The sequence below is a fragment of the Allobosea caraganae genome, assembly GCF_003351345.1.
Taxonomy (GTDB): domain Bacteria; phylum Pseudomonadota; class Alphaproteobacteria; order Rhizobiales; family Beijerinckiaceae; genus Allobosea; species Allobosea caraganae.
In genome coordinates this window covers 41078-62988 of record NZ_QQTO01000018.1, presented here as the reverse complement: position 1 = coordinate 62988, position 21911 = coordinate 41078, and the positions used below count along the sequence as shown (strand labels likewise).

The window sequence follows — 21911 nt, the reverse complement described above, 5'->3', positions numbered from 1 at the left end:
TGCCATGACCATTGCCGATCAACCAGCAAATTCACGCGAGGAGCCGCCTGTTCCGTTGCTCTACCGCGACGCGATGATGCTGGTCATCGACAAGCCGGCCGGCCTGCCGATCCATCGCGGCCCGCAGGCCAAGCGCCGGGTCATCCCCGTCCTGACCGACCATCTCGACGCGCTGCGCTTCGGCCTGCCGCGCCGGCCGGAAGCGGCTCATCGGCTCGACAAGGACACCTCCGGCTGCCTCGTGCTCGGCCGCCATCCGCGCGCCATGACCGAGCTCAACCAGTTGTTCCGCGATGGCAGGATCGGCAAGAGCTACTGGGCGATCGTCGAAGGCGGCCCGGCCGAGGATGAAGGCCTGATCGACCTTGCGCTCGGCAAGCAGTCGCCCGAGCGCGGCTGGTGGATGAAGGTCGACCCCGCCGGCCTGCCCTCGCAGACGCGCTACACCGTGCGCGGCCGCAGCGCCGGCCTGGCCTGGCTCGAGCTGGAGCCGCTGACCGGCCGCACCCATCAATTGCGCGTGCATTGCGCCGCCTCGGGCTGGCCGATGCTCGGCGACGAGATTTATGGCAGCGCACCGCGCGAGGGCGGGCCCGGCCTCCAGCTCCATGCCCGCGCCATCACGGTGCCGCTCTACCGCAAGCGCGACCCGGTCCATGTCGAGGCGCCGCCGCCGGACCACATGCACGAGGCCCTGCGAAGCTGCGGCTGGGCCTGAATCTTTCCAGAATCCTAACGCCGAGCCCTGAGCGCTCCTGGCTGCATCAATCCTTCCCTAACGACACCCTGCTATCCCCTGCGCTCGATCAACCAGAGCGTGCAGCCATGGCCGAGACAGCGACCATCGAACCGGACCTGCTGACGCTGGCCGAAGCTCGCGCGCGCTGCGTTGATTCACGTGAAACCGCGCTCTCCACCCTGCTCGACTGGGTCGAAACCTACCTGATGAGCGGCCATGTCGATCTCGGCCGCACCGGCGCCGTTTGCCCCTTCACCCGCCAGGCCGCGAAGCTCGACACCGCCCGCCTCGCGATCTCCAACGCCGGCCCGCAGGACGAGGAAACCGCCTTTGCGCTGATTCGCCGCAGCTTCGCCGAACTCGACGCGATCCCCGCCAAACCGACCATGCAGCACTTTCGCACGGTGATCATCGGCTTCCCGGCTTGTGCGAGCCCTGCCGGCGTCGCCATGCTCCAGCGCGTCCAGAAGCGCCACAAGTTCTACTCGCTCAGGCGCAACCGCATGATCGGCCTGATGCACCTCGATTCCGACGCGCCCGGCCTGTGGAACCCGGAGTTCCGGCCGCTGCGGGCGCCGCTGCCGGTGCTCGCCGTCAGACACATGGTCGAACATGACGCGCCCTTCGCGGCGCGCCACCCGCTCCTGCTGCTGCCCTATCTCGCGCGCTTTCCGCTCACTGGGGCGAAACGCCTGTTCTCGCATCTGCGCGCCGGGGCCTGAGCATGGCGAAAACGCGCTTCCCGCATGTTGCCGACGGGGCGGTAACGATCGGCCTCGTCACGGATCTCGACGGCTTCCTCGCCCTGCGCCAGGACTGGGACGCGCTCTTTGCCCGCGCCGCCCTGCCGCAGCAGGTCTTCCAGAGCCACGTCTTCCTCAGGCACTGGGCGACGCATTATCTCGACCGGCACGGCACGCTCAGCATCGTCACCGCGCGCCGCCACGGCCGGCTCGTCATGGTCTGGCCGCTGGTCCGGCAGCGCCGGTGCAGCCTCGACACCCTGCGCTTCATGGGCATCCCGGTGGCGCAGTTCGGCGACGTGCTGGTCGAGGACGAGGATAGCGAAGCCCTGCTCCAGGCCGGCTGGCGCGCGGTCCTGCTACTGCATGGCGATCTGTTCGAGGCCCGCAAGCTGCGCACCGATTCGGTCCTGGCGCGCGCCGGCCTGCTCGATGAGGCGACGCGGACCGAGCAGGTCGAGGCGCCCTTCGCCGACCTCGCCTGGCGCGTCGGCGAGAAGGGCCCGAGCCTGGCCTATCCCTCGCGCGAGCGCTCGAATCACCGCCGCCGCCTGCGCCGGCTCGAGGAGCGCGGCGTGGTCGGCTTCCAGACGCCGCCGCCCGGCCCGGAGGCATCGCTGCTCGCCAGCGCCGCGGTGGCGATGAAGCAGGCCTCCCTGGCGCGCCACGGCATCATCGCCCCGACCGTGGACGATCCCCGCTTCAGCGCCTTCTTCAGGGATCTCGCCGGCGATGCCGGCGGCACCTCGCTGCGGATCTCGTCGATCCATTGCAACGGCGTGCCTGTTGGCATCGACCTCTCGCTCGACTGCAAGGGTCGCAGCTTCGGCCATGTCATCGCCACTCACCCCGACCATGAGCGCGGCGGCGTCGGCAAGATCCTGGTGCATCACGCCTTCGCCAGCGCGCGGGCCCGCGGCAACACGATCTTCGACCTACTCGCGCCGGCCGATGCCTACAAGCTCGAACATTCCGACGGGCGGGTCGGCGTCAGCGACCTGCTGCTGCCTCTGTCATTGAAGGGGCGGCTGGTCTGCGGCCTCGGCATCCAGCATTGGCGCCCCGCGCTGAAGAGCGCGGCGAAGCGCCTGCCGCCCGGCATCGCGCGCCGCGTCGCGGCCTGGAATAAGGGCGAGGGCGCCCAGAACGGGCTGTGACGGGACCTAGATCGCGTCCATCGCGCGGGCGAGCTTGACGTCGAGCTCGGTCAACCCGCCGGCATCATGCGTCGCCAGCACCACCTCGACGGTGCGGTAGACGTTCGACCATTCCGGATGGTGGTCCATCTTCTCGGCGATCAGCGCGACCCGCGTCATCCAGCCGAAGGCCTCGTTGAAGTCGCGGAAGACGAAGCGCTTCGTCAGCGCCTCGCGCCCCTCGGCGAGCTTCCAGCCCGTCAGCGTCACCAGCGCCTCGTCGCGAGCCTCGGCACTCAGTCGCTTGGGCATGGTCATCATCTCCGCTGGAAGTCGTTGCGATAGAGACGGTTGGGATAGGACGGCCCGAGCGGGTAGGCGGCCTCGAGCACGTAGGGACCGCCGCCGATCGAATCACGCGAGGACATCAGCGCGAATCGCCGCGCCGTGAAGCTGATCGGCCGGATGATCGGATGCGTCGCCAGGTAATGCGCGACCTCGACCGGCGAAGTGTCGCGCAGCCGCGCCAGCGTCACGTGCGGCACGAATTTGCGCGCTTCCGGTGGCAGGCCGAGCCGGCGCAGCAGCCGCTCCAGATCGCCCTGCAGTTCGGTCAGCCGCGGTGAGGGCTGGGCCTTCGCAAAGACGGCGCGCGGCCTGTCGCCGCCGAAGCTGCCGAGCGCATCGAGCGTCACCTCGAAGGGCTGGGTCTGGAGATCGCTGAGGAAGCTGTAGACGTCATTGGCGGTGCGCCGGTCGACATCGCCGAGGAAGCGCAGGGTGATGTGGTAATCGGCCGGCTCGATCCAGCGCGCGCCGATGAGCCCGCCCCGGTGCAGCGTCAGCGCCGAGGCGACCTCGGCGGGAATCTCCAGAGCTGTGAACAGCCTCGGCATTCCGAATCAGTGCCAAGTTTTTGTGACTCTGGCGAGACGAAAGTTTCGCGGGCCGGGAAAACACGTTCCGCAGACCCTCGGCAGCACCGTCATTGCGAGCGTAGCGAAGCAATCCAGGGGGACTGCGTGAACCCCCTGGATTGCTTCGTCGCTACGCTCCTCGCAATGACGGGGTCAGGGGCAGGGATTGCCCACCTGCTGATGAATCGCGTCGATCTTCGCTTCGACTTCGGCGGAGATGGTCACCTCGGCCGAACCGATCGCGACCTTCAATTGCTCCATCGAGGTCGCGCCGATGATGTTCGAGGTCACGAACGGGCGCGAGGTCACGAAGGCGAGCGCCATCTGCGCCGGGTCGAGCCCGGCCTCCTTGGCCACAGTGATATAGCGCTTGATTGCCTCATCAGTGCCAGCCGTCTGGTAGCGCTGGGCCCGATCGAACAGCGTCGTGCGCGCGCCGGCGGGACGGGCGCCATCGAGGTATTTTCCCGTGAGATAGCCCTGCGCCAGCGGCGAATAGGCCAAAAGCCCGACCTGCTCGCGCATCGCGACCTCGGCCAAAGCCGTCTCGAAGGTGCGGTTGAGCAGGTTATAGGCGTTCTGGATCGAGACGACGCGCGGGCCGCCGCGAACCTCCGCATCGCGGATGAAGCTCATCGCGCCCCAGGCGCTCTCGTTGGAGAGGCCGAGATGGCGGATCTTGCCGGCCTTGACGATCTCGCCGAAGGCGTCGAGCTGCTCGGCGATCGACGTCTCGTCCGCGGGCGGCTCGTAGGTGGCCTTGTTGAAGCGGGTCGGATTCGAGCCCCACGGCACCGGCCGCTCCGGAAAATGCAGCTGGTAGAGGTCGATGTAATCCGTCTGCAGCCGCTTCAGGCTCTTGTCGACGGCTTCCTGGATCTGCTTGCGGTTGACGCGGGTCGGCCCGCCATCGTCGCGGAACCAGGTGTTGTTGCCACGGCCGACGATCTTGGTGGCGAGGACGACCTTGTCGCGGGTGCCGCGCGCCTTGAACCAGTTGCCGATGAAGCGCTCGGTCGCGCCTTGCGTCTCCGCCTTGGGCGGGATCGAGTAGAGCTCGGCCGTGTCGAAGAAGGTCACGCCATGGTCGAGCGCGTAGTCCATCTGCGCGTGGCCTTCGGCTTCGGTGTTCTGCTGGCCCCAGGTCATGGTGCCCAGGCAAATGGCGGAGACCTTGAGATTGGTGCGCCCGAGACGGCGGTAGTGCATAGCGGTACAACTCCAGGGGAAGGCGCGCCGAGAGGCGCCACGTGGTGAAAGCGAAAGTCAGGCCGGGAAGCCCGGTGGTTTGGAAACTCAGCCCTCATCCTGAGGAGCGGGCTGTAGCCCGCGTCTCGAAGGATGCTCCAGTGCTCTCTGGAGCATCCTTCGAGACGCCGCTACGCGGCTCCTCAGGATGAGGGCTCAAAAAACTCGCAAAAATCAGAATCAGGGCTTGCGCAGCGTCTCCAGGAAGCGCTCGACCGTCGGCAGGATGCGCGCGACGATGACGCGGACCCCCTCGGCGGTCGGATGCAGCAGGTCGGCCTGGTTCAGCACGCGGTCGCCCGCGATGCCGTCGAGGAAGAACGGGTAGAAGACGAGGCCGTACTTGTCGGCGAGCCGCTTGAAGATGCCGTCGAAGCGGGTGGTGTAGTCGGGCCCGAGATTGCGCGGCGCGTACATGCCGGCGAGCAGAACCGGGACGTTGCGCGCCTTGAGCCGGGTGAGGATCTCCTCCAGCGCCTTCTCGGTCGCAGCCGGATCGAAGCCGCGCAGCGCGTCGTTGGCGCCGAGCTCGACGATGACGCCGTCCGTGCCGTCAGGCACCGACCAGTCGAGCCGATCGAGCCCGCCCTGCACCGTATCGCCGGAGACGCCCGCATTGGCGATCTCGACCGCCACGCCCTTCTGGCGCAAGGCTTGCTCCAGCACGGCCGGAAAAGCTGCATTGCCGGGCAGGTTGTAGCCGGCGCTGAGGCTGTCGCCGAGCACGACGAGCTTGAGCGTGCGAGCGGGAGTTTGCGCCTGGGCCATGCCACCAGCCGATAAAATGAGCGCGAGCGCGGCCATAAAAGCCGGCGCGAGAGATTGGACAAAGCGTTGCACGCGCCCATATCCCGCGGCGGGGCGCGGCAGGGTTCTGCCCCACTCGGGCCGCGATGCGATGCGAGTGGGCGGGGTCGATTGAAGCAAGGTCAGGATCATTTGGCGATGAGCGACGTATCCGCCCCGGCGATCGAATTGCAGGATGTGCATCTTAGTCTGGGGCGTGGCGCCGCGCGCGTCCATATCCTGAAGGGCGTTTCTTTGTCACTGGCCGCGGGCGAGGCGACCGGCCTGGTCGGCCCGTCCGGCTCCGGCAAATCGACCTTGCTGATGACCATGGCCGGTCTGGAGCGCCCGGATTCAGGCCTGGTCAAGGTCGCCGGCCAGGATCTCGGCCTGCTCGGCGAAGATGACCTCGCCATCTTCCGCGGCCGTCGCATCGGCATCGTCTTCCAGTCCTTCCATCTCGTCCCGACCATGACGGCGCGCGAGAACGTCGCCCTGCCGCTTGAACTTGCCGGCGCCGACGACGCCTTCAGCCGCGCCGAGGCGGAACTCCGCAATGTCGGCCTCGGCGACCGCATGGACCATTACCCGGCCCAGCTCTCCGGCGGCGAGCAGCAGCGCGTCGCCATCGCGCGGGCCGTCGCGCCCGATCCGGCGATCCTCGTCGCCGACGAGCCGACCGGCAATCTCGACGAGACGACCGGCCGCTCCATCGTCGACCTGATCTTCGCGCTCCGGCGCGAGCGCGGCGCGACGCTGGTGCTCGTCACCCACGACCTCTCGCTCGCCGCCGTCTGCGACCGCACCGTGCGCCTGCACGCCGGGCGGATCGAGGCTGACGCCGACCTCGTCAGCGCCTGAGGCCCGGCCGATGCACGCACCGGTCAAGCCCATCGCGGCTCCCGCTTCACCCCCTCGCCCGCTCGGCCTGCTGCTCGCCTTGCGTCTGGCCTGGCGCGACCTGCGCGGCGGTCTCAGAGGTTTCGGCGTCTTCATCGCCTGCCTGGCGCTCGGCGTCATGGCGATCGCCGCCGTCGCCTCCGCCTCGCGCGGCCTGACCGAGGGGCTCAATCGCGAGGGCCGGCGCATCCTCGGCGGCGACGCCGCCTTCAGCCTGATCCACCGCGAAGCGACGCCGGAGGAGCGCGCCTTCCTCGACGCGCGCGGCGCGGTCTCCGCCATCGCCACCATGCGCGGCATGGCCAATGCCGGCGACAAGGGCGCGGCGCTGGTCGAGATCAAGGCGGTCGACACGGCCTATCCCAGCATCGGCCAGGTCGAGAGCGAGCCGCAGGCCCCGATCGCCGAGCTGCTCGTCGAGCGCGACGGCGTCTTCGGCGCGATCGCCGACCCCGTCCTGTTCGGCCGGCTCGACCTCAAGACCGGCGACACCATCATGGTCGGCGGTGCGCGCGTGCAATTGCGCGCCAGCCTGACCTCCGAGCCCGACAAGATCGCGTCCGGCGTCGGCTTCGGCCCGCGCCTGCTGATCTCCGAGGCGGCGCTGCGCGCCACCGGCCTGCTCCAGCCCGGCAGCCTGGTGCGTTGGACCTATCGCCTCATCCTGCCCGCCGCAGCCTCCAGCGACGCGGCGCTCGACGGGCTCATCACCACTGTGGGCCGCGACCAGCCCGATTCCGGCTGGGAGATCCGCTCTCGCGCCAATGCCGCGCCGAGTTTCCAGCGCAATCTCGAACGCTTCACCCAGTTCCTGACCCTGGTCGGCCTGACCGCGCTGCTGGTCGGCGGCGTCGGCGTCGCCAATGCCGTCAGGCGCTTCGTCGAGGCCAAGAAGCTCGACTTCGCCACGATGAAGGCGATCGGCGCCACCGGCGGCCGCGTCGTCGCGATCCACCTCACCGAAGTGATGATCGTCGCCGGCTTCGGCATCGCGATCGGCCTGGCGCTCGGCGCAGCCGCCCCCTTCGCCCTCGGCTATGCGCTGAAGGACCTGCTGCCGCTGCCCTTCGAGCCGACGCTCGCGCCGGGCGAACTCGTGATCGCCGCGCTCTACGGCTTCCTGACCGCGCTCGTCTTCGCCATCTTGCCGCTCGGCCGTGCCCATGACGTGCCGGTCTCCGCCCTGTTCCGCGACCAGATCGAGCCCGATTCCCGCCGGCCGCGCCTGATCTATCTGATCGTTTTCGCAGCAGCGCTCATCGGCCTCGTCGGCGTCGCCATCGCCTTCGCCTATGACCGCCGCATCGCGCTGATCTATATCGGCGTCGCGGCGAGCGTCTTCCTGCTGCTGCGGCTCGTCGCCTGGGGCCTGATGGCGCTGGCCAAGCGCAGCCCGCGCCCGCGCAACCCGGCCGTCCGGATGGCGCTCGCCAATACGCATCGGCCGGGCGCGCTGACGCCCTCGCTGGTGCTTTCGCTCGGGCTCGGCGTCGCCCTGCTCTCGGCGCTCGCCTTCATCGACGTCAGCCTGACCCGCCAGCTCACCCAGGCCTTGCCGGCGAAGGCGCCGAGCTTCTTCTTTCTCGACATCCCCGCCAGCCAGGCAGAGCGCTTCGACGCCTTCCTCAAGCGCGAGCGGCCCGATGCGACGCTCGAGCGCGTGCCGATGATGCGGGGCCGCATCGTCAGCCTGGCCGGCGTCAAGGCCGAGGATGTGAAGGCCTCCGAGCAGGCCGCCTGGGTGCTGGAGGGCGACCGCGGCATCACCTTCTCAGCCGCCATGCCCGATGGCTCGACCATCACCGCCGGGCAATGGTGGCCGGCCGACTACCGCGGCGAGCCGCTGGTCTCCTTCGACGCGCCGGTCGCCGCCGGCCTGGGCCTGAAAGTCGGCGACCCCATCGTGGTCAACGTGCTCGGCCGCAACATCACCGCCAAGGTCGCCAACCTGCGCACGGTCGAATGGCGCTCGCTCGGCATCAACTTCGTCATGGTGTTCTCGCCCAACACCTTCGCGGGCGCGCCCTACACCAACCTCGCCACGGTCACGGCCGGCAGCGACGCTGCCGCAAATGCCGACGCCGCCCTGCTACGCCATCTCGCGGCCGAATTCCCGGCAGTGACGGCTGTCAGGGTCAAGGACGCGCTGGAGGCGGTCAACACCATCGTCGGCCAGCTCGCGACCGCGATCCGCGGCGCCTCCAGCCTCGCCATCGCCGCCAGCCTGCTCGTCCTGGCCGGCGCTCTGGCGGCCGGGCAGCGGGCGCGGCTCTACGACGCGATGATCCTCAAGACGCTTGGGGCAACACGCCGCTTCATACTTTCGTCGTACGCCCTTGAGTATGCCGGGATCGGGCTGGTGTCGGCGGTGTTTGGTGTCGTCGCGGGCGCTCTCGCCGGCTGGGGCGTCGTTACGCAGGTGATGAAGATCGAATTCGTTGGCAACCCGACCGGGGCAATTCTTGCCGCGACTGCGGCAATTGTCGTCACCGTCCTGTTCGGCCTGGCCGGCACCCTGCAAATACTATCGAAGGCGCCGGCTTCTCATCTGCGGAATTTATGAACTCTCGCGTTTGTGAGAGGGTTTTAGACATGGCGCGGACTCTGCATTGCATCGCGGCACGCCCGCGTTTCTATCCGGCGGGCCGCCTTAACCATGGCGGCCTCTTGTAAGGCGCGCCAATCCCCCTCATATTCCCTGCTGTCGCCACGATTGTGCGCGATGGTGGCTGTCGCAGGGGCGATATCCGCCTCAGAGTTTAATCAGGGGAATCATCTCCATGAGCAACTTCGACCGCAACGCTCCGGTCTGGGGTGCGGCCCGCGCACAGCAGACCAGCGCCGTCGAGATGGATCAGGGCCTGCGCTCGTTCATGCTCGGCGTCTACAACAACATGACGATCGGCCTGGCCATCACCGGCCTCGCCGCGATCGGCATCAGCATGCTGGCGATCGCCGGCGTCTCGCCGACCGGCAAGGTTACGGCGCTGACCTCGCTGGGCCAGGCGCTCTACCTCAGCCCGCTCAAGTGGGTCGTGATGCTGGCGCCGCTCGCCTTCATCATGTTCTTCTCGTTCAAGGCCGAGAGCATGAGCTCTGCGACGGCCCGCACCATGTTCTTCGCCTTCGCGGCGGTCATGGGCGTGTCGCTCTCGTCGATCTTCGTCGTCTTCACCGGTGAGTCGATCACGAAGGTCTTCTTCATCACCGCGGCGACCTTCGGTGGCATCAGCCTCTACGCCTACACCACGAAGAAGTCGCTTTCGGGCATGGGTTCGTTTCTGATCATGGGCCTGATCGGCCTGGTGATCGCCTCGCTGGTCAATCTCTTCCTGGCCTCGAGCGCGCTCTCCTTCGCGATCTCCGTGATCGGCGTGCTGGTCTTCGCCGGCCTGACCGCCTGGGATACCCAGCGCCTGAAGGAAATGTATCTCTACTCGGACATGGACGCGGAATCGGCTGCGAAGCTCTCGGTGAACGGCGCGCTGTCGCTCTACCTGAACTTCATCAACATGTTCCAGATGCTGCTGTCGCTGTTCGGCAACCGCAACAGCTGATCTCGGGAGCATGATGCCGAAAAGTGGGAACCGGTTTTCGGATGACATCGTGCTCTAGCTGATATGATCCATGCGGATCGCGCGAGCCCCGGCTGCAAGGCCGGGGCTTTTCTTTTGGCCCTGGGCTGATCCATCATCCCCGCCATGAACGCTGTCGATATCCGTGACGGGCGGGCCGACGACATCCCCGTCATCACCACGATCTACGCCGATGCAGTCCGCCACGGCACCGCCTCCTGGGAGCTGGAACCGCCTTCCCAAGGCGAGATGCAGCGCCGCTTCGAGGCGCTCATTGCCGACGGCTACCCCTATCTGGTGGCGCATCGCGGCCCGGACATCCTCGGCTACGCCTATGCCGGCGCCTACCGGCCGCGCCCGGCTTATCGCCATACCGTCGAGGATTCGATCTACCTCACCCGCCACGCCCAGGGCTTAGGGCTTGGCCGCGCCCTGATGGCGGCGCTGATCGCCGCCTGCGAGGCGAGGGGCTTCCGCCAGATCGTCGCGGTGATCGGAGACGGCAACGGCGCCTCCGAGGCTTCGCGCCGCCTGCACGAGCAGGCCGGCTTCCAGCTCATCGGCATCGCCAGGTCGGTCGGCTACAAGCACGGCCGCTGGCTCGACCAGATGCTGATGCAAAAGGAGCTCGGCGACGGCAACCGCACGCCGCCCCAAGCCTAGAGTCTCCTGCGGCTTGCTAGAATAAAGCGCCGTCATCCCGGCCGGAGCGGCGCCGCTAAAGCGGCTTGTCCGGGATGACGGCGCTTTATCCTGGTCAATCGCGGCGACGCCCTACGGAACCCAACCCTGCAGCCCGGCGGCCTGCTTCACCCAGCTGGCCATCTGCGCCTCGTCGAGTTCGTCACCCTCGCGGATGTCGATCCAACGCGCCTCCTTGCTGCGCGCCGTGCCGCCGGGCGGGACCGGCTGCAGCGACATGCCCTGGAAGAAGGTCACCTTCACGTAATGGGTGAGGACGTGGAACGACAGGAACCAGCCTCGGCCCGCGATGCCGTAAAGCGGCGAGTTCCACTTCACGGCCTTCCGCACGTCGGGCGCGTTCTGCACGATCAGCGCGTCGAGGCGCTTCCCGAAGTCGCTTTTCCAGCCCGGCATCGCGGCGATATAGGCCTGCACCGGGGCGTCGCCATCCGCCTTCGCGATTTGCGGGTTGCCGCCCGAGAGGAGGACGATGGCCTTCGCTGGTCCGGTGCTTCCGGTGGTTGGCTTTCGAGACAAGCTCTCACACTCCCATCTCGATGTCGGCCCTGTTCGGGGAGGCGAAATCCCCTAGAGCATCGGACCGAAAAGTGGAATCCGGTTTTCGGAAAGATCCGATGCAATAACAAAAGCCTAGATCGCCACTTTGCGTCCGATAGGGCGCACGGCGGTCTAGGACTTCGCTTTCTTCGCAGGTTTCGCCTTGCCGGAGCGGTTGAGGTCGACCGCCTGGCGGATCAGCGCCTTGAAGGCGGCCTCGTCGACGTCCCCTCCTTCCGGGATGTCGATCGCGCGGCGGACGTTTCCGTCGAGGCTCGCGTTGAACAGATCGGCCGGGTCCTGCAGGGACGCGCCCTTGGCGAAGGTGAGCTTCACGATCTTCTTGTAGGATTCGCCGGTGCAGACGATGCCATCATGCGACCAGACCGGAGTGCCCATCCATTTCCACTCCTCGACGACGTCCGGGTCCGCCTCCTGGATGAGCCTGCGCATTCTGCCGAGGGTCTCCCCGCGCCAGTCCCCGAGTTCGGCGATTCGTTTCGAGATGAGCTCCGATGCCGGCTGGCCCTGGCCCGCGTCTGTCATGACCTCATCCCGAACGTTCCAGATATTTGCCCTGCCTGGGATTCCTGGGGCGGTGCCGCGCCCACCTGCTCAACTGACGACGCTGAGCCGCTTGTCCAGCACGCGCAGCACGCGCGCCAAGTCCGATCCGCGCTTCAGGATCAGCCCTGTCGCCGCCACCACCGAATAGGCGCCCTGGCGCTTGGCCAGCGCCGGATCCTTGACGATCCGGTAGATCGGCACCTCGGAGGCCCGGCGATAGACCGAGAACTGCGCCTTGTCCTTGAGGAAATCGATGGCGTAGTCGCGCCATTCGCCGGCGGCGACCATGCGGCCATAGAGGTTCAGGAGCTCGGAGAGTTCGCGGCGATCGAAGGTCACCGTTGTCGGTCTGCTCTGGCCGGGGAAGGCGACGACCGCCCCGGCCCCCTGCGATTGCGGAGTTTCGCTTTCGCTCATCGCGCCTCCCGATGGCGGGCGGCCGGACCGCTCCGCTCTTCTCAGGCTCGGGATGATGCGCCCGCAAAGCTGCGCTGGCAAGGCATCCCTGCGGCCGCAGCCCTGCACGCAAAGACAATCACGCCTTCGTCAGGCCTGCCGCAATTTCGCCCCGAACGCGTCAAGCCATGGCCAAGTTACGCGGGTCAACTCCCGATCGTTGCCTCGACGGCCCGGTTCCGCGGAGTTCCGGATACGTCAGCCCCCCAGCCCCCCGGGGCTTCGATGGGACCGGGCCATTCGGTTCGAGGCTACCTCAACGGCTGGCGGTTTCCGCTGGCCGTTTTTCTTTGCGCCGAACCTATCTCGCCACGCTGTGATATTGCGCGTTCGGCCGCATATCGACCGCAGACGCCATCCGGTTGGACATGTTGAAGAAGGCGGCGACGGCGCTGACGTCCCAGATGTCGCGCTCACCGAACCCGGCCTTGCGCAGCGCGGCGCGGTCGGCCTCCTCCACCTGGTGCGGCGCCTCGGTCAGCTTCACCGCGAAGTCGAGCATGGCGCGGTGGCGCGGCGACAGCTCCGCGGCGCGGTAGTTCATCGCCATCAGCTCGCCCAGCACCGGGTCGCCCGAGAGCTGGCGCACCGCCGCGCCATGTGCCGTCAGGCAGTAGTAGCAATGGTTCACGCTCGAGACTGCGACCGCGATCATCTCGCGCTCCAGCTTCGACAGGCCGGACGGGCCGAGCATCAGGTCATTGTAGAACGCCGCGAAGGCGGTGAGCTTGGCGTCGTCATGCGCATAGGCCAGCAGCACATAGGGGATGAAGCCCAGCTTTTCCTGGCATTTGGCGAAGTAGGCGCGGTTCTCCTCCGACAAAACGGCCTGCGGCAAGTCGAGCGCCATCACGCGCGGCGGGTCGTCCTGCTTCGCCGGCATTTCACCCACCTTCGATTTGTCATGCTTGTTCGACATTGTCCGGCTCCTTGCGTCGGGTGAGCGAGCTTCCGTCGAATCGGACCACCCGGCCGGTCAGGGTCTACCCTGACGGAAAGTTGAAAGGCCGCGCAGCCTATGTCATCGCTGCGGCTAAATAACAGGGGGGTCGACATGACTGAACTCGTGACCAAGGCTGCGGCCGAGGCCGTTGCGGCGATCGAAGCCGCGGCAGCTGGCGCCGCCAACGGCATGCCCACCGAGTTCCCCCGCCTGCTCTTCGGCCGCAGCGTCGCCGAGGATCTCGTCGCCCTGCCGCCGGCCATGCTCGCCCGCGCCGCCGAGGCGGCCTATGAGCACCTCACCGCGACGCGCGCGCCGAACACGCCGAACCTGCGCTTCCGCGACGAGGCCTTCAGCGAGGACGGCCGCGACCGCCAGATCACCATCCTCGAAGTCGTCAACGACAACCGCGCCTTCCTGCTCGATTCGACGCTGGCCGAGCTGACCGAACAGGGCTACGAGCCGCGCCTCGTCGCCCACCCGATCCTGGCCGTAGCGCGCGACGCCGACGGCGCCTTCCTCTCGCTCGCCGGCGAGGCCGCCGGCCGCGCCCCTGAGGGCACCCGCCGCGAAAGCCTGATCCATATCCATCTCGACCGCATCGACACGCCCGAGGCGCGCGAGCGCCTGAAGGCCGGGCTGGAGCGCGTCTATGTCGATGTCGGCCTCGCCGTCGACGACTGGGCCTCGATGCGCGGGCGGATCACCGAGGTGATCCAGGCCTATCGCGCCAATCCCCCGCCGCTGCCGGAGGACGAGGTCACCGAGGCGCTGAACTTCCTCGAATGGATCGCCGGCGACAATTTCACCCTGCTCGGCATGCGCGCCTACCGCTTCCCGGGCGGCGACTCGGCCGCCGACCCGGTCGACGGCACCGGGCTCGGCATCCTGCGCGATCCCGAGATGCGCGTGCTGCGCAAGAACCGCGAGCTCGTGGTGATGACGCCCGAGATCCGCGACTTCCTCGCCAAGCCGCAGGCGCTGATCATCACCAAGGCCAACGTCAAGAGCCTGGTGCATCGCCGCGTCCATCTCGACTATGTCGGCGTCAAGCTGTTCACGGCCGAGGGCCGGCTCGACGGCGAGCTGCGCATCGTCGGCCTCTTGACCTCGAACGCCTATACCGGCTCGGCCCGCGCCATTCCCTATCTCCGGCTCAAGGTCGCCCGCGTCGTCCGCAACAGCGGTTTCGACGCCTCCAGCTATTCCGGCCGCGCCCTGCTCAACGTGCTCGACGCCTTCCCGCGCGACGAGCTCTTCCAGATCGACGCCGAGACGTTGGAGAGCTTCGCGCTCGACATCCTCCAGCTCACCGAGCGGCCGCGCATCCGCGCGCTTGCCCGCGTCGACGAGTTCGACCGCTTCGTCTCGATCCTCGTCTTCATCCCGAAGGACCGCTACGACACCTCGGTGCGCCGCCGCGTCGGCGAGTTCCTCGCCCGGATCTACCAGGGCCGGCTCTCGGCCGCCTATCCGGCCTATCCGGACGGGCCGCTCTCGCGCACGCACTACATCGTCGGCCGCGACGAGGGCGTGACCCCGCAGATCGACCGCGCCACGCTCGAATCCGGCATCGCCGCGATCGTCCGCACCTGGGCCGACAGCCTGAAGGAGGTCCTCGACGAGCAGAAGGCCGGCCCTTCCGCCCGCGCCCTGACGGAGCGCTATGCCGAGGCCTTCGGGGCCGCCTATCGCGAGCGCTTCTCGGCGACGGACGCGCTCGAAGACATCGACATGCTGCAGAAGCTCTCGGCCGAGCGGCCGCGCGCGGTCAACCTCTACCGCCGCGAGGGCGATCCGGCGACGCGCGCCAACCTCAAGGTCTTCTCGCGCGGCGCCGCGATCGCGCTCTCGGCCCGCGTGCCCGTGCTCGAGAACATGGGCTTCCGGGTCGTCAACGAGCGCACCTTCAACCTCGCGCCCCAGCCGGCCGCCGGCTCCGCCGAGGCGCCGGAGGCCTCGCGCGTCTGGCTGCACGACATGACGCTCGAACGCGCCAATAACGGCGAGATCGACGTCGCCCATCTCGATCCGACCATCGAGGCGGCGCTGATGGCGCAGTTCCGCGGCCTGGCCGAATCCGACCGCTTCGACCAGCTCGTGCTCGCCGCCGGCCTCGCCTGGCGCGAGGCGGCGCTGCTGCGCGCGCTCGGCCGCTATCTCCGCCAGGTCGGCGCGCCCTATGCGCAGGGCTATATCGCGGATGTGCTGACCCGCCATTCCGGCATCGCCGCCGGGCTCGTCGCCTATTTCATCGCCAAGTTCGACCCGCGCCTCGGCGCCAACTCGCGCACCGACAAGGTCGCGACCGAGCGTGAGGCGATCGAGGCCGCGCTCAACGACGTCACCAGCCTGGACGAGGACCGCATCCTGCGCCGCTTCGTCAACCTGGTCGACTCGGCGCTGCGCACCAACTTCTTCCAGACCGGCCCGGACGGGCACCCGCGCAGCACGATCTCGATCAAGTTCGAATGCGCCAAGCTCGACGAGCTGCCGCTGCCGCGCCCGCTCTACGAGATCTTCGTCTATTCGCCGCGCGTCGAGGGCGTGCACCTGCGCTTCGGCAAGGTTGCGCGCGGCGGCCTGCGCTGGTCCGACCGGCCGCAGGATTTCCGCACCGAGGTGCTCGGCCTGGTCAAGGCGCAGCAAGTCAAGAACGCCGTCATCGTTCCCGTCGGCGCCAAGGGCGGCTTCTTCCCGAAGCAGCTCCCGCCGGCCTCCGACCGCCAGGCCTGGCTGGCCGAAGGCACCGAGAGCTACCGCATCTTCGTGCGCACCCTGCTCGAGCTCACCGACAACCTCGACGGCGAGACCGTCGTGCCGCCGCCGGAGACGGTGCGCCATGACGGCGACGACCCCTATCTCGTCGTCGCCGCCGACAAGGGCACCGCGACCTTCTCCGACACCGCCAACGCACTCTCGCTGGAGAAGGGCCACTGGCTCGGCGACGCCTTCGCCTCCGGCGGCAGCCAAGGCTACGACCACAAGAAGATGGGCATCACGGCGCGCGGCGCCTGGGAGGCGGTCAAGCGCCATTTCCGCGAAATCGACGTCGACATCCAGACCACGCCCTTCACCGTGGCCGGCGTCGGCGACATGTCGGGCGACGTCTTCGGCAACGGCATGCTGCTGTCGCCGGCGATCAAGCTCGTCGCGGCCTTCGACCACCGCGACATCTTCCTCGATCCCGAGCCCGACGCGGCGGCTTCCCTGGCCGAGCGCCAGCGCCTGTTCGACCTGCCGCGCTCGTCCTGGCAGGACTACGACAAGTCGCTGATCTCGGCTGGCGGCGGCATCTTCTCGCGCCAGGCCAAGAGCATCCCGCTTTCGCCCGCCGTGCAGGCCATGCTCGACCTCGACAAGCCCGAGGTCACCCCGCTCGAGCTGATGACCGCGATCCTGAAGGCACGCGTCGACCTGCTCTGGTTCGGCGGCATCGGCACCTATATCCGCGCCTCCGACGAGACCGACGCCCAGGTCGGCGACCGCGCCAACGACGCGATCCGCGTCACCGGCGGCGACATCCGCGCCAAGGTCATCGGCGAGGGCGCCAACCTGGGCGCGACCCAGCGTGGCCGCATCGAGGCCGGCCGCAAGGGCGTGCGCCTCAACACCGACGCGATCGACAACTCCGCCGGCGTCAACACCTCCGACGTCGAGGTCAACATCAAGATCGCGCTCGCCGGCCCCGTCCGCGACGGCCGCCTGGCCGAGGACGACCGCAACGCGCTGCTGGTCACCATGACCGACGAGGTCGGCCTGCTCGTCCTGCGCAACAACTACCTGCAGACGCTGGCGCTCTCGCTGACCGAGGCGCAAGGGCCGGCCGCGACCCCGGCCCTGCGCCGGCTGATGCTCTCGCTGGAGGCGGAAGGCCGGCTCGACCGCTCCGTCGAGTACCTGCCGACCGATATCGTGCTGGCCGAGCGCGAGAAGCGCGGCGAGGGCCTGACCCGGCCCGAGCTCTCGGTGCTGCTCGCCTATGCCAAGCTCGCGCTGCACGACGCCCTGCTCGAATCGGCGGTGCCCGACGATCTCTACCTCAACAGCGAGCTGACCCGCTATTTCCCCAAGGCACTGCGTGAATCCTACGGCCCGGAGATCGCCGGCCACAAGCTGCGCCGCGAGATCGTCGCAACCCAGCTCGCCAACGCCATCGTCAACCGCGGCGGCCCTGCCATCGTCTCGACGTTGGCCGACCAGACCCGCGCCGAGGCGCCCGCCATCGCTGCGGCCTACGCGATCGCGCGCGATTCCTTCGACCTGATCGCGCTGAACACCGCGATCGATGCGCTCGACGCAAAACTCTCCGGCAAGACCCAGATGGGGCTCTATGCCGCCGCCCAGGAGCTCGTCACCGACCGGATGAGCTGGTTCCTGCGCCGCGGCGTCGCCAAGCCGGGCGCGATCGAACAGACCGTGGCCCATTACGCCAAGGGCGTCGCCGCGCTCGCCGCCGAGCTCGACGGCCTCTTGCCAGAGGCCGCCGCGCAGGCACGGGCCGCGCGCATCGCCGTGCTGACCTCCGAGGGCGTGCCCGAGGCGCTGGCAAATCGCATCGCCAGCCTGCCGGCGCTGGCCCAGGCGACCGATATCGTCGACATCGCCGAGCGCACCGGCCGGCCCATCGCCGAGGTCGCGCGGATTCATTTCGGTGTCGATTCGGTCTTCGGCCTCTCCGGCCTGGCGAATTCGGCCGGCACCGTGCCGGCGACCGACGATTACGAGCGCATGGCCCGCGAGCGCGCGGTCGAGACCCTGGTCGATGCCCATGCCGGGCTGACCCAGGAGATCTCCGCCGGCGCCAATGGCACCGGCACGCTCGACGGCTGGCTGGCGAGCCGCGCCGTCGAGGCCGACCGCACCCGCGCCACCGTCTCGGCCATTGCCATGTCCGGCCTCTCCCTGCCAAAATTGATGGTCGCGGCCGGCATGCTGGCCGACCTGCCGCGCCGGCAGTCCTAGCATCGGCCCGAAAAATGAGTACCGGCTTTCGGGCAAACCGGTACTCAAAGACGAGATGAGGTAGTGACCATGGGCGAGAACGAACGCGAGACGCAGGTGACGCGCATCGACCATAAGCTGCTCGAGATCCTGGTCTGCCCGGTGACCAAGAGCACGCTGGAATACGACGCCGCCAATCAGGAGCTGATCAGCCGGAGCGCCCGGCTGGCCTACCCGATCCGCGACGGCATCCCGATCATGCTGCCGGAAGAGGCGCGGCAGATCGAGGGGTAAGGCTCACCCGTCGGCGAAATCACAGACCCTCAGATCGGCTGCCCGACATCGATGCGGTTGCCGTCCGGATCCTCGAAGACGAAGGCCCTGAGGCCATAGTCCTTGTCGCGCAGGCCCTTGACGATGCGCAGGCCGTGGCGCTGGCAGAGGTCGTGGAGGGCGTCGACGTCCCCGACCATCATATGGGCGATGTTGAAGGGCGCGGCCTTGTGATCCTTCTGCAAGGTCAGATGGATCTCGGCGCCGTCCTTCTTCAGGATCATGAAGCCGATCGGCTGGCCGTTCTCGAAGGTCTTGGTGAAGCCGAGCACGCCTGAATAGAAGGCATGGGCCTTTTCCATGTCCCTGACGGGGAACATGGCGGCGACGCGGCCGAAGCGGATGTCGGGATTGGTCATGGCAAAGTCTCGCGTTGGGAGATCGGCCGGGCCGCCTAGCCGGTTGCTCCTGATCTGATCGTCGAGACGGTGCTCAACCACGATTTTGCCGAGCAGAGGCCCTGGTTTCAAGCCCGCCCGACGATCATCACGCAATCCCGCGACAAGCGCGGCAGCAACTTCTGGAAAACGTGGCGCTCGACGGCGACGCAGCCGGCGGTCGGCGTGAAGCCCGCTCGCGGCAAATGCCAGAAGATCGCGCTGCCGCGACCGCGAATCACCGGATCGTCATTCCAGCCGAGCTCGACGATGACGTCGTAGAGATGGTCGGCCCGGGCGAGGCGCTCCTCGGCCATCCCCGGCGGGCGGTCGATCAGCCTGTTGTAGCGGCGGTCGGCCATGTCGTCGCACCAGGCGTCGCGGGCGGTTATGGCGCGCAATGCGAGCAAGGTCCGGGGTCGCGGCATGCGCTCGGCGCGGTAGAAGGCGCGCCTGAGCGGCAGGCGGGCGCGGGGCGTGCCGCCGTCGCCCTCGCGCTTGCCGACGACGATGCCGGAACGGCCGAGCGCGCAGGGAAAGATGGCATGGCCGGCGATCAGGAAGCCCTTCCGCTTGTCGCGGATGGAGGCGAAGACACGCAGCGAGGTCAGGCCCTGCCGCGTTCCCTTACGGGTTGCCTCCTTGTCCCAATCACATCTCTTCACGGAATTTCCATCCTGCGTGACTTGCGGTCGCGATTCAGCGGGCTCATGTTGGCCGGAATCGCAACTGGTTCAAATCATTGCCATGCCAGCCGTCCATCATATTCTTCTGGTCGATGACGACCAGACGTTGCGTGACGCGCTCGCCGAGCAGCTCGCGCTCTACGACGAGTTCAAGATCTCGACGGCGGCGACGGCGACGGCCGGCGTCAAGGCCGTCCAGGCCGAGCGCATCGACCTCGCCGTCATGGATGTCGGCCTGCCCGACATGGACGGGCGCGAAGCGGTCAAGGTGATGCGCCGCAACGGCTTCAAGAGCCCGGTGATCATGCTGACCGGCCAGGGCTCGGATGCCGACACCGTGCTCGGGCTCGAGGCCGGGGCCAACGACTATGTGGTGAAGCCGTTCAAGTTCGCCGTGCTGCTGGCCCGCATCCGCGCGCATCTCAGGCAATACGAGGCAAGCGAGGACGCGGTCTTCCAGGTCGGCCCCTACACCTTCCATCCCGGCTCGAAGCTGCTGGTCAGCGCCAAGGGCTCGAAGACCAAGCTGACCGAGAAGGAGACGGCGATCCTGCGCTTCCTCTACCGTGCCGGGCGCAAGCCGATCGCCCGCGAGATCCTGCTGCAGGAGGTCTGGGGCTATAATTCGCAGGTCACCACGCACACGCTGGAGACGCATATCTATCGCCTGCGCCAGAAGATCGAACCCGATCCGGGCAATGCGCGGCTGCTCGTGACGGATGCAGGCGGCTATCGCCTGAATCCGTAAAGTCATTCATGGCGCTCAACGACGATATCGCCCTCCTCGCCAGGCAGAAGCTGCTGAGCCTCATGGAGCATGATGCGCTCCGGCTCGTGGCCTTCGCCGCCGAGAGCCGCATCCTGCGCGCAGGCGACGTCCTGTTCCGCAGCGGCGAGCACTCGGACGGCGCCTTCCTTGTGATCTCGGGCGCGGTCGCGCTGATGAGCCATGACGATGGCCGGCCGGCCGACGACGTCGTCGGGCCGGGCGCGCTGATCGGGGAACTCGCGCTCTTCGCCAATGTCGACCGGCCGGTGACGGCGATCGCGCGCGAGCCGACGCAGGTGATGAAGCTGTCGCGCAGCGTGATGCGGCGGGTGTTAGGCGAATCGCCTGAGTCGGCCCAGGCCATCGCGGGCGCGATCGGCGAGCGGCTGCGCGGCTTCACCAGCGAGCTGAAGCGCGTGCAGGACGCGCTGACGGCGATCGATCGGCCCTGACTGATAGCCCTCATCCTGAGGAGCGCTCGTAGAGCGCGTCTCGAAGGATGCTCCAGCGGGCTTCCGAACCTCCTGGATCATCCTTCGAGACGCCGCTTCGCGGCTCCTCAGGATGAGGGCTGAGGTTAAATCAGACCTCAAGCTCGACCGTCACCGGGACATGGTCCGAGGGCCGCTCCCAACCACGCGCCTCGCGCAGGAAGGTGAGGTCGCGCAGCGCCGGCTTCAGCCCGTCCGAGAGCCAGATATGGTCGAGCCGGCGGCCCTTGTTGGTGGCGGCCCAGTCGGCGGCGCGGTAGCTCCACCAGCTGTAGAGCTTCTCCGGTTCGGGCCGCAGCGTGCGCGCTGCGTCGGTCCAGCCGAGTTCGGTGCGGAGTTTCTCCAGCGTGGTGGTCTCGATCGGAGTGTGGCTGACCACGTCCAGGAGCTGCTTGTGGCTCCAGACGTCGTGCTCGTAGGGCGCGATGTTGAGGTCGCCGAGCAGCACGCTCGGCCGGTCGGTCGGGCGCTTGCCGATGCCCCAGGCGCCGATCTCGTCGAGGAAGGCGAGCTTATGGGCGAACTTGTCGTTGAGCGCCGGGTCGGGGATGTCGCCGCCGGCCGGGATGTAGAAGTTATGGATGGCGATGCCGGCCGCCGCCCCCGCGCCCTTGTCGAGCACGACGCTCATGTGGCGGGCGTCGTTGCGGCCGCACATCGCCATGGCGTCCTTCTCGCTGAAGGGCAGGCGCGAGACGATGGCGACGCCGTTATAGCCCTTCTGGCCGATGAAGGCCTGATGGACGTAGCCGGCCTTCTCGAAGGCCTTGGCCGGGTATTGCTCGTCCGGCGTCTTGGTCTCCTGCAGGCAGAGCACGTCGGGGGCGTGGTTCGCCAGGAAATCGGTGACCAGCCCGATGCGCAGGCGCACCGAATTGATGTTCCAGCTCGTGATCTTAAGCTTCACGCGGTTCGTCCCGTCCTGACTGCCTCGCGCAGCCAAGCGGTGCGCCGTCTCAGGTCAATCTGGAGGGGGGATGGCGCCATAGCAACGGCGGGCGGCGCAATGCCGCCCGTCATCCGCAGGAAAGCGCTTTTTCGCCGGTAGCATCCTGCCGT

Annotated in this window: 22 protein-coding genes; 11 read left to right on the top strand and 11 right to left on the bottom strand. The window is 67.9% G+C overall.

Annotated elements, in window-relative coordinates; all coding sequences use genetic code 11:
- Positions 1–4: 4 nt before the first annotated feature.
- From DWF00_RS07990 to DWF00_RS07980, 3 genes are all read left to right on the top strand, one after another.
- Positions 5–718: an RluA family pseudouridine synthase gene (locus DWF00_RS07990; protein ID WP_114831828.1), complete on the top strand. Its 714-nt coding sequence runs from the start codon at positions 5–7 to the stop codon at positions 716–718.
- Between the two features lie 107 nt (positions 719–825).
- Positions 826–1461, top strand: coding sequence for a DUF6875 domain-containing protein (locus DWF00_RS07985; protein ID WP_114831827.1), 636 nt, complete (start codon positions 826–828; stop codon positions 1459–1461).
- Between the two features lie 2 nt (positions 1462–1463).
- Entirely contained in the window at positions 1464–2639 is a 1176-nt protein-coding gene (locus DWF00_RS07980; RefSeq protein ID WP_114831826.1) for a GNAT family N-acetyltransferase, read from the top strand.
- 6 nt (positions 2640–2645) lie between these two features.
- Here the strand turns inward: DWF00_RS07980 and DWF00_RS07975 are convergent, their stop codons facing one another.
- The 4 genes from DWF00_RS07975 to DWF00_RS07960 all read right to left on the bottom strand — a co-directional run bounded on the left by DWF00_RS07975 (position 2646) and on the right by DWF00_RS07960 (position 5551).
- Positions 2646–2930, bottom strand: a complete 285-nt coding sequence (locus DWF00_RS07975) for a 4a-hydroxytetrahydrobiopterin dehydratase (protein ID WP_114831875.1) — start codon at positions 2928–2930, stop codon at positions 2646–2648.
- Between the two features lie 5 nt (positions 2931–2935).
- A complete protein-coding gene (gene thpR / locus DWF00_RS07970) occupies positions 2936–3514 on the bottom strand; it encodes an RNA 2',3'-cyclic phosphodiesterase (RefSeq protein WP_114831825.1) in 579 nt (192 codons plus the stop codon).
- A 174-nt stretch (positions 3515–3688) separates the two neighbouring features.
- Positions 3689–4744: an aldo/keto reductase gene (locus tag DWF00_RS07965; protein WP_114831824.1), complete on the bottom strand. Its 1056-nt coding sequence runs from the start codon at positions 4742–4744 to the stop codon at positions 3689–3691.
- A 219-nt stretch (positions 4745–4963) separates the two neighbouring features.
- On the bottom strand, positions 4964–5551 hold the full coding sequence (locus tag DWF00_RS07960; protein ID WP_245973790.1) for an arylesterase: 588 nt from the start codon (positions 5549–5551) through the stop codon (positions 4964–4966).
- 177 nt (positions 5552–5728) lie between these two features.
- Here DWF00_RS07960 and DWF00_RS07955 point away from each other — a divergent pair, with 177 nt between their 5' ends.
- From DWF00_RS07955 to DWF00_RS07940, 4 genes are all read left to right on the top strand, one after another.
- Entirely contained in the window at positions 5729–6430 is a 702-nt protein-coding gene (locus DWF00_RS07955; protein ID WP_114831822.1) for an ABC transporter ATP-binding protein, read from the top strand.
- 10 nt (positions 6431–6440) lie between these two features.
- Positions 6441–9032, top strand: coding sequence for an ABC transporter permease (locus DWF00_RS07950; protein WP_114831821.1), 2592 nt, complete (start codon positions 6441–6443; stop codon positions 9030–9032).
- 217 nt (positions 9033–9249) lie between these two features.
- Positions 9250–10026: a Bax inhibitor-1/YccA family protein gene (locus DWF00_RS07945; RefSeq protein ID WP_114831820.1), complete on the top strand. Its 777-nt coding sequence runs from the start codon at positions 9250–9252 to the stop codon at positions 10024–10026.
- Positions 10027–10170: 144 nt separating this feature from the next.
- Complete coding sequence (locus DWF00_RS07940; protein ID WP_114831819.1) at positions 10171–10707, top strand: GNAT family N-acetyltransferase; 537 nt, start codon at positions 10171–10173, stop codon at positions 10705–10707.
- Between the two features lie 111 nt (positions 10708–10818).
- Here DWF00_RS07940 and DWF00_RS07935 read toward each other — a convergent pair whose 3' ends face one another.
- The 4 genes from DWF00_RS07935 to DWF00_RS07920 all read right to left on the bottom strand — a co-directional run bounded on the left by DWF00_RS07935 (position 10819) and on the right by DWF00_RS07920 (position 13192).
- Positions 10819–11265 (bottom strand): DUF1801 domain-containing protein, encoded by a 447-nt coding sequence (locus DWF00_RS07935; RefSeq protein ID WP_114831818.1) that lies wholly within the window; start codon positions 11263–11265, stop codon positions 10819–10821.
- Positions 11266–11418: 153 nt separating this feature from the next.
- Positions 11419–11832, bottom strand: a complete 414-nt coding sequence (locus DWF00_RS07930) for a DUF1801 domain-containing protein (RefSeq protein ID WP_114831817.1) — start codon at positions 11830–11832, stop codon at positions 11419–11421.
- 69 nt (positions 11833–11901) lie between these two features.
- Entirely contained in the window at positions 11902–12270 is a 369-nt protein-coding gene (locus DWF00_RS07925) for a DUF2794 domain-containing protein (RefSeq protein WP_114831816.1), read from the bottom strand.
- A 340-nt stretch (positions 12271–12610) separates the two neighbouring features.
- Positions 12611–13192 carry a peroxidase-related enzyme gene (locus tag DWF00_RS07920; RefSeq protein WP_245973792.1) on the bottom strand — a complete coding sequence of 194 codons (582 nt, stop codon included), beginning with the start codon at positions 13190–13192 and terminating at the stop codon, positions 12611–12613.
- A gap of 171 nt (positions 13193–13363) precedes the next feature.
- Between DWF00_RS07920 and DWF00_RS07915 the strand changes: the two genes are divergently transcribed.
- Together DWF00_RS07915 and DWF00_RS07910 are read left to right on the top strand one after the other, a co-directional pair.
- Positions 13364–18217, top strand: coding sequence for an NAD-glutamate dehydrogenase (locus tag DWF00_RS07915; protein ID WP_114831814.1), 4854 nt, complete (start codon positions 13364–13366; stop codon positions 18215–18217).
- 69 nt (positions 18218–18286) lie between these two features.
- Entirely contained in the window at positions 18287–18490 is a 204-nt protein-coding gene (locus tag DWF00_RS07910) for a Trm112 family protein (RefSeq protein ID WP_114831813.1), read from the top strand.
- Between the two features lie 29 nt (positions 18491–18519).
- Here DWF00_RS07910 and DWF00_RS07905 read toward each other — a convergent pair whose 3' ends face one another.
- Positions 18520–18888 carry a glyoxalase superfamily protein gene (locus DWF00_RS07905; RefSeq protein WP_114831812.1) on the bottom strand — a complete coding sequence of 123 codons (369 nt, stop codon included), beginning with the start codon at positions 18886–18888 and terminating at the stop codon, positions 18520–18522.
- Positions 18889–18995: 107 nt separating this feature from the next.
- A complete protein-coding gene (locus DWF00_RS07900) occupies positions 18996–19571 on the bottom strand; it encodes a L,D-transpeptidase family protein (protein ID WP_245973789.1) in 576 nt (191 codons plus the stop codon).
- Positions 19572–19653: 82 nt separating this feature from the next.
- On the opposite strand from DWF00_RS07900, the gene DWF00_RS07895 reads away from it, so the two are divergent.
- Together DWF00_RS07895 and DWF00_RS07890 are read left to right on the top strand one after the other, a co-directional pair.
- Positions 19654–20340 (top strand): response regulator transcription factor, encoded by a 687-nt coding sequence (locus tag DWF00_RS07895; protein ID WP_114831811.1) that lies wholly within the window; start codon positions 19654–19656, stop codon positions 20338–20340.
- A gap of 8 nt (positions 20341–20348) precedes the next feature.
- The gene (locus DWF00_RS07890) at positions 20349–20813 is read left to right on the top strand and encodes a cyclic nucleotide-binding domain-containing protein (protein ID WP_114831810.1); all 465 of its coding nucleotides are present in this window, start codon (positions 20349–20351) and stop codon (positions 20811–20813) included.
- Between the two features lie 130 nt (positions 20814–20943).
- On the opposite strand, the gene xth is transcribed toward DWF00_RS07890, so the two are convergent.
- Positions 20944–21759 (bottom strand): exodeoxyribonuclease III, encoded by an 816-nt coding sequence (gene xth / locus DWF00_RS07885; RefSeq protein ID WP_114831809.1) that lies wholly within the window; start codon positions 21757–21759, stop codon positions 20944–20946.
- Between the last annotated feature and the right edge of the window lie 152 nt (positions 21760–21911).